Origin of the sequence: Marinobacter sp. UBA2498 (genome assembly GCF_002341575.1) — a bacterium.
In the GTDB taxonomy this organism is placed as follows: Bacteria; Pseudomonadota; Gammaproteobacteria; order Pseudomonadales; family Oleiphilaceae; genus Marinobacter; species Marinobacter manganoxydans.
Genome location: NZ_DDOI01000145.1, coordinates 2,907 through 3,240, shown reverse-complemented (window position 1 = coordinate 3,240; position 334 = coordinate 2,907). Strand labels below are relative to the sequence as shown.

General features: G+C 42.8%; 1 protein-coding gene. It reads right to left on the bottom strand.

Annotated features, from left to right (window positions below):
* The coding region (locus B2W52_RS20015; RefSeq protein WP_286803967.1) for a hypothetical protein at positions 1 to 196 on the bottom strand (196 nt) is incomplete at its 3' end.
* Between the last annotated feature and the right edge of the window lie 138 nt (positions 197 to 334).

Genomic DNA, 334 nt, shown 5'->3' with positions numbered 1-334 from the left:
TTTCTAGATTGCAGTCTTTAAATTCAAGTCGAAGTTTTTCTCCGTGCTCCATAGCGCCACGATCATGACACGTGACTGCAAAGTACTTGGAATAGGGTTGATCTAGTGAAATAACCGGGCTGCTAAATTTATTGAAGAATGGGATCTGCTTAACTCCCGCATGGAATTGGATATTCTCAGGTAAATCAAACTGCATGTTTGCGCCTTCAGGAAAGCTCGGTACATCAACTGGATGCCACCTACCTCGATACAATATCTCTGCCTTTAACGTTTCGAAGTAGACATAGGCGGGCCTTTCAGAAAGGTTGGAGATTCTAACAAGACAGAACATCAT